Below are 6,486 nucleotides of genomic sequence, written 5' to 3'. Positions count from 1 at the left end.
CCAGAATTCTTCTAACAACGCAAGTTTCTCCGTTGCCGAGTACTTGGCTCTAGGCATACAAAAATCCCTCCATGATTATCAGATGAATTATGATATTTCATCTGACAACCACAAAGGGATTATCGCAATCGCAGTGGATGCTTCGGGCCTCGCTTTAGTCATGAGCCAGGTTTAGAAAATACGTTCGTTCCTGATAAACTTCCTCGATGTCGAAATCGGCCATCGCGACTTCAGTAAAGAAGGTAAACCATTGCGGGTAGGTCGGTAGGACTGAGACTCGGCCTTGGGCACCGCTCAATAGTAATGTTTGAGTAGCCGGATCCAGTTGCCATTTCACTCGAGGAAACTGATAGCTTTTTGGCGTCGCTAGCGCGCGCCAGTTATGGGCGATTTCCTGGCCGCCGAGTTTTTGATATAAGCCGTTGGCAGCAGGGTCGCTGCGTGTAAAGATTTCTACGAAGTCGGCGCCATTTTGGCGCAGTGCGGTTAAACACGCAGTTATCAGCGCTTGGCCAATGCCTTGGCCTTGGCGAGCGGGGTCGACAGCAAAGAGCTCAATGTAACTGCCGCGCCCGCGCTTTTGAACATAGATATCATGCTGCTTCCGATCATCATTGAAGACGCCGGCATCAATAGCACCAACGATTTGATCATCGATCACCGCGACCAGCTGAATGACAGTTTGATAACCATCTTCGTCGCCGTATGTATCGCGAACATCGCTAATTTGATCGCGGAACTGGGAGCGCATGTAGGCTAAAGCAACGACATTCAACCAGCCTTCTTGATCTTCAGGCTGATAGGGACGGATTTTCATAGGATGGATTCCTTTCCAAGTGGGTTTCCAGTTTTCGAGTATTGGTCGGTGTCTTTCAAATGAGGATACTGTTATCTAGCGGGTGAGGGTGGTGCGGCAAAGGGGCGCGGTGGTCCCGCAGCGAAACAGTCATGCCACGAGGAGACTGCGTTTTTTGCAGGCTGCTCCTGGCATGATTTGAGGCCGGAGACCGCTCTATGGCTCCAGCCGAACCCGCAGCAGGACCACCGCGCCCCGGCGCCGCACCACCCTCACCCGCGGCCCCTGACCAAGGCTATTTACAAGTATACCCCAATACCGCTTGACGCTGGTGCCCCAACATGGTACGCTACCTCTTGTGATTATTCACTCTGCCTAAGACTCAGGTGGCGCAAGCCTTAATATCCTGCCGAGGTGGTATCAGTTCGTTAGATACCTCTATGTCTTGGTAGACATGGAGTTTTTTTATGCGAAAAACCCCAACCAAACTACAGGAGGTGAAAATCAATGAGTGAAACAATTATCGCTGCCAAAGCCAAGGTTGTTGCCGGTATCTCTGAGCAGTTCAAAGCTGCTAAGAGTGCTGTTGTCGTTAACTACCGTGGCCTGACCGTGGCCCAAGTAACCGAATTGCGTAAGGAATTGCGTGACGCTGGTGTCAAGATGGAAGTCATCAAGAACACCTACCTGCGTCGGGCAGCCGATGCTAACGGCTACGAAGACCTCGATGCCGTTTTCACTGGCCCAACTGCTATCGCCTTTTCTAATGACGATGTTGTTGCTCCAGCTCGCATCATGGCCAAGTATGCCAAGCAGTTCGATGCCCTCGAAGTAAAAGGTGGGATCATCGAAGGCAAGGTTGCTAGTCTTGATGAAATCAACCAGTTGGCTTCGTTGCCAGACCGCGATGGGATGCTGTCCATGCTGTTGTCTGTTCTGCAGGCCCCAGTACGCAACGTCGCATACGCTGTCAAGGCCGTTGCCGACAGCAAAGAAGAGGAACCGGCTGCTTAATGCCGCTTGACCTCATTGCGTAGCCACCAAACATCATATAAAAATGGAGGAAACAAACATGGCTTTAGACACACAAGCAATCGTCGACCAGCTTAAAGATGCATCTATCCTTGAACTGAACGACCTCGTAAAAGCAATTGAAGAAGAATTCGGCGTTAGCGCAGCTGCTCCTGTAGCAGCCGCTGCTGCCGGTGCCGACGCTGGCGCTGCCGCTAAGGACAGCTACACCGTTGAACTGACCGAAGTCGGTCAGGAAAAGGTTAAGGTTATCAAAGAAGTCCGTGCCATCACTGGTTTGGGCCTTAAGGATGCCAAGGGTCTGGTTGATGCTGCTCCTTCCGCAATCAAGGAAGACATCGCCGAAGACGAAGCTAACAAGCTCAAGGAACAACTTGAAGCCGTTGGCGCAACGGTTACCCTCAAGTAATCAAGCGTCTACCCTAAAATCGTCAGCGATCAGCTGGCGATTTTTTGATTCCCACGAAAAAGAAAAAACCGAGCACTAGGCTCGGTTAAGTGGTTACTTCGTGGTGGCTTGGTACAGTAGGGGTTCGCTCATGCCAGGGCCTTGGTAGGCCAGCTGCAGATGCATGCCGGCACCAACAACGACACCGGCATTGCCGAAGACGGCCCAGAAGGTGGTGCTGGCATAGCCACCTGGCTCGATTTTGGTGGTGCCCACTTGATTGGCCGGCACCGTCGCGGGGGCGAGGAACGGGCCAGTGATGGTGAACTGACCAGGCGTCGGTAAAAAGGCGGCGGTTTGGCTGTAGTTTGCATATTCCACGGTAATCTGCACGCTTAGGTTCTTGCGCAGCGTACCCTTGGTGACCAGCGCTTGGCCGGTGGTATCGAGCTGATGCGTGACGTTGGTGATGCGTAAGCCGTATGCATCATTGGGGCCAAGGCCCATTTCATTCACCGGCAGAATGCGGGTGCTACTACCGGCGCTGTCGACCACGGTCAGGGTTTTGGTGGTCGTTTTGCCATGCGCTTTGGCTTCCAGGGTCAAGACGCCTTGTTTCAACCCGCCATTAATGGTTTGCTGCTTGCCGGTGCCAGTGCCGCTAACCAGCACTTTATCGGCCGCGTCGCGATCCCTCAGCGTGAACTTGGCATTATCGCTGATGGTAAATTGCAACTTGGTTTTGCCGTTTTGCGATTTGAACAGCGTCGTTTTCAGGTTAATGGTTGGGGCGGGGTAGGTCTTGCTGGACTGGCTCTCTTGGCCGCTTTTGGCAGGGCTGCTGCAAGCGGCTAACAGCGCCAGAGCCAGCACGGCAAGCCCGGTTTTGAAGAATTTCATTGTACTGCCTCCATCTCTGCTTTGATTGTACGAATTCCCCAGGCGAATTACAAACCGGAGCCGCCGTATAACACTATTGTTAGCTGGCACAAGGTCAACCTCCGTTATAATAAACTGGAACGGAGGGCGTTATGAAGAAGTTTGGACAATCAATTGTCGATGGGATTCGCAAGCACCTGACCTTGTTGAAGGTGCTATTTGTGCTGTCAGTGTTGGTGTTTGTGATCATCGAACTGGGCCGAATCGGCCGTGAGCTGAGTGGGGCGCAAATGCGGGCGAGCTTGGCGTCGCAAAGCCCGCAGTCGCTGCTGGCGATGGCGGCGCTGGGGTTGGTGGCGGTGGTGCCGATGCTGAATTACGATTTCACCATCACCAAAATGCTGCCAGGCGACTTTAAGCCGCTTTACGTGGTGCGGTCAGGGTGGGTGGTGAATTCCTTCACCAACATCGCCGGTTTTGGCGGCTTTTTAGGGGCCAGTTTGCGGGCGAATTATTATCACGATAAAGCGACGAACAAGCAAATTCTGGTGGCTATTTCCAAAATCGCGTTGTTCCTGCTGGCCGGGCTGTCGCTGTGGTCCATTTTGGCGCTGTTGCTGATTTTCGGACTCGGCATCGGGCAAATGTTCTCGGATTACTGGATTTGGTTGATTGGCGGGGCCGCGTATTTTCCGGTGCTGATGGTGGTGACCCATCTGTCCAACCAACGCTTCTTTGCTGACATGCCCATCCGCCGTCAGCTCAGCTTGACCCTCAGCTCTTTTCTGGAGTGGGGCGGCTGCGCCTTATTCTTTTTGGCCATCGGCGGCTTTATGCATGTGCCGATCAACTTGGCCCATGTGCTGCCGCTTTTCATGGTGGCCAATGTCCTCGGCGTGATTTCTATGGTGCCAGGGGGCTTAGGGTCTTTTGATGTGTTCATGCTGCTGGGGCTGACCCAGCTCGGGGTGAATAATAACCTCGCAGCAGTGTGGTTGCTGTTTTACCGATTGTTCTACTATGTCATTCCCTTTCTGATTGGAATCGGCTTATTTCTGCAAGATGCTGGCCGCCGTTTGAATGCCGAACTCGAAGGTCTGCCGCTGCAAGTCGTGCGTAAAGTTGCACATATCGTGCTGGTGGTCTTCCTGTATTTCTCCGCCATTATGTTGCTGCTGCGCGGGATTATTCCAGTGTCCGCGATGAAGAACCATCTGTTTGTTCGGCTGTACCCATACACCTTCCTGTTTTTGAGCCGAGTCACCAACATCATGATGGCCTTCATCATTTTCGGCTTTGCCCGCGGCATTGCCAATCGAGTCAAAAGGGCTTACGCGCCAACGGTCATCGTGCTGTTGCTGGCACTGGCGGGCTCCTTGATGCGCGAGTACAGCTTGCGCTTCATTCTATTCTTGGCGCTCATTCTCGTGGCAGCGGTATTTGCCCGCAAGGAACTGACGCGGGATCGAATGGATTTTCCTTGGGGCAATCGGCTGGTGGATGCCGGCATTTTCGGGATGACGGCGCTGTTCTATGCGCTAGCGTTGTTCTACAATGTGCCAAATATTCACCATCGCCGACCAGTGCCGCAGGTCTTCCTCTTTCCGTCAGAGCGGATGTGGTTCTCCACCTTTATCGGGGTGTTGGTGGCGGCGCTGACCCTCGGCGTCATTTATCATTACCTCTCCAACCCGAAGCCTAATCTTGGCGTTGACCTTGATGTGGCGCGCGTCAAGGCGGTGCTGGCGCAATACGGCGGTAATGAGATTTCGCATCTGGCTTTCACCGGCGATAAAAAATTGCGCTTTTATCAGGTGGCTGGCGAGGACCAGGTGTTCTTCCTGTACCGCAAGAAAACCGATAAAATCGTCATTCTCGGGGAGCCAATCGGTGATCCGGACCAAATTGGCCCCGCCATTGCCGACTTCATGGCTGCCGCGGACCGCAATGACTTGACGCTGGTCTTCTACGAAATCTCCGAGCAGCTGACGATGCTGCTGCATGAGTATGGGTTTGACTTCATGAAGTTCGGGGAAGAAGGCGACGTGGATGTCACCAACTTCTCCTTAGCGGGCACCAAGCGCAAAGGCGAGCGCGCTTTGATGCACAAATTCGAGCGTGAAGGGTACACTTATGAGTGGCTCAAGCCGCCGTTTAGTGCCGAAACGTTAGCGGCGCTACAGCGGGTGTCAGACAGTTGGCTGGAAGGACGGCCGGAGAAAGGCTTTTCGCTCGGCTTTTTCGATGCCGATTATTTGAACACGGCGCCGGTTGCGGTCATCAAAGACCAAGCTGGTCAAATCGTGTCCTTTGCCTCGGCCATGCCGATGCATGATGGCCACACGACTAGCATCGACCTGATGCGCTCCAGTGAAGCCGCCCCAAGCGGCATCATGGATGGCATCTTTATCAATTTGTTCCAGCAGGCCCAAGCAGATGGCTATCAGTACTTCAACATGGGGATGGCCCCGCTGGCCAATGTCGGCACTTCCTCGTATTCCTTTTTTGAAGAGAAGCTGGCACATTTGGTTTACCAATATGGGTATCGCTTTTATGGCTTCCAGGGGTTACGCTCATATAAGAACAAATATGTCACCAAGTGGGTGCCCAAGTATGTCGCGTATCGCAAGCGCAATTCACTGTTGTTCACCTTACTGCAAATTCTGCTGCTGGTGAACCAACGCGTGGATCAGCGCAAGGAAGTCAGCTACCTGACACGCCGCTTGGCTAAAATCAGTCGGATCAGTGACTTGGTCCAACGAAGTGAGAGGTAAAACATGTCCCATTATTATGAAAATGATCCTGATTTAGCCCATGATGAACACGAATTCAGTTTCACCTTGGCGGGGCACCCGTTGCAGTTCACTGCCGATAACGGTGTATTCTCCAAGCATACGGTGGATTTTGGCAGCAGGGTACTGATTGAAACCGTGGTCGAACAAACCCTGCCAGCCGGGCCAATTTTAGATGTTGGCTGCGGCTATGGCCCGATTGGCTTGGCCTTGGCCAAGCAGTATCCAGAGCGGCAAGTGGTGATGAGTGATGTGAACGAACGGGCCTTGGGGTTGGCCAAGCGCAATGCTGTCACCAATCAAATCGACAATGTTACCATTCTTGAATCCTCGGTATACGATGCGATTGACGGGCAATTTGGTGTCATTGTCACGAATCCGCCGATTCGCGCCGGCAAAGCCATTGTTTCCGCCATTCTGGAAGGCGCACTGGCGCACTTGCTGCCAGGCGGCCAGCTCTACGCCGTGCTCCAGAAAAAGCAAGGTGCCCCGTCGGCTTTGAAGCTGATGCAAGCCACTTTTGGTCAAGCCGAAAAGGTGAAGATGGCCCACGGGTATTATATTTTGCGGGCCACGAAACCAACGGCCTAGCGTTGATT

Annotated in this window: 6 protein-coding genes and 1 other annotated feature; of the genes, 4 read left to right on the top strand and 2 right to left on the bottom strand. The window is 53.1% G+C overall.

Annotation, left to right across the window (positions count from 1 at the left end):
• Positions 1-154: 154 nt before the first annotated feature.
• Entirely contained in the window at positions 155-817 is a 663-nt protein-coding gene (locus AAA927_RS08590) for a GNAT family N-acetyltransferase (protein ID WP_338217471.1), read from the bottom strand.
• Between the two features lie 335 nt (positions 818-1,152).
• Positions 1,153-1,271, top strand: a sequence feature (ribosomal protein L10 leader region).
• Positions 1,272-1,303: 32 nt separating this feature from the next.
• On the opposite strand from AAA927_RS08590, the gene rplJ reads away from it, so the two are divergent.
• Positions 1,304-1,810 carry a 50S ribosomal protein L10 gene (gene rplJ / locus AAA927_RS08585; protein ID WP_204119076.1) on the top strand — a complete coding sequence of 169 codons (507 nt, stop codon included), beginning with the start codon at positions 1,304-1,306 and terminating at the stop codon, positions 1,808-1,810.
• A 58-nt stretch (positions 1,811-1,868) separates the two neighbouring features.
• Positions 1,869-2,237: a 50S ribosomal protein L7/L12 gene (gene rplL, locus AAA927_RS08580; RefSeq protein WP_125579857.1), complete on the top strand. Its 369-nt coding sequence runs from the start codon at positions 1,869-1,871 to the stop codon at positions 2,235-2,237.
• Between the two features lie 93 nt (positions 2,238-2,330).
• Here rplL and AAA927_RS08575 read toward each other — a convergent pair whose 3' ends face one another.
• Positions 2,331-3,116, bottom strand: a complete 786-nt coding sequence (locus AAA927_RS08575) for a hypothetical protein (RefSeq protein WP_338217467.1) — start codon at positions 3,114-3,116, stop codon at positions 2,331-2,333.
• 131 nt (positions 3,117-3,247) lie between these two features.
• On the opposite strand from AAA927_RS08575, the gene mprF reads away from it, so the two are divergent.
• Together mprF and AAA927_RS08565 are read left to right on the top strand one after the other, a co-directional pair.
• The gene (gene mprF / locus AAA927_RS08570) at positions 3,248-5,869 is read left to right on the top strand and encodes a bifunctional lysylphosphatidylglycerol flippase/synthetase MprF (protein ID WP_338217465.1); all 2,622 of its coding nucleotides are present in this window, start codon (positions 3,248-3,250) and stop codon (positions 5,867-5,869) included.
• Positions 5,870-5,872: 3 nt separating this feature from the next.
• Positions 5,873-6,478, top strand: coding sequence for a class I SAM-dependent methyltransferase (locus AAA927_RS08565; RefSeq protein WP_338217463.1), 606 nt, complete (start codon positions 5,873-5,875; stop codon positions 6,476-6,478).
• Positions 6,479-6,486 lie beyond the last annotated feature (8 nt).

The sequence above is a fragment of the Lacticaseibacillus salsurivasis genome (genome assembly GCF_036246225.1).
In the GTDB taxonomy this organism is placed as follows: Bacteria; Bacillota; Bacilli; order Lactobacillales; family Lactobacillaceae; genus Lacticaseibacillus; species Lacticaseibacillus salsurivasis.
This window is presented reverse-complemented; position numbering and strand designations above follow the sequence as displayed.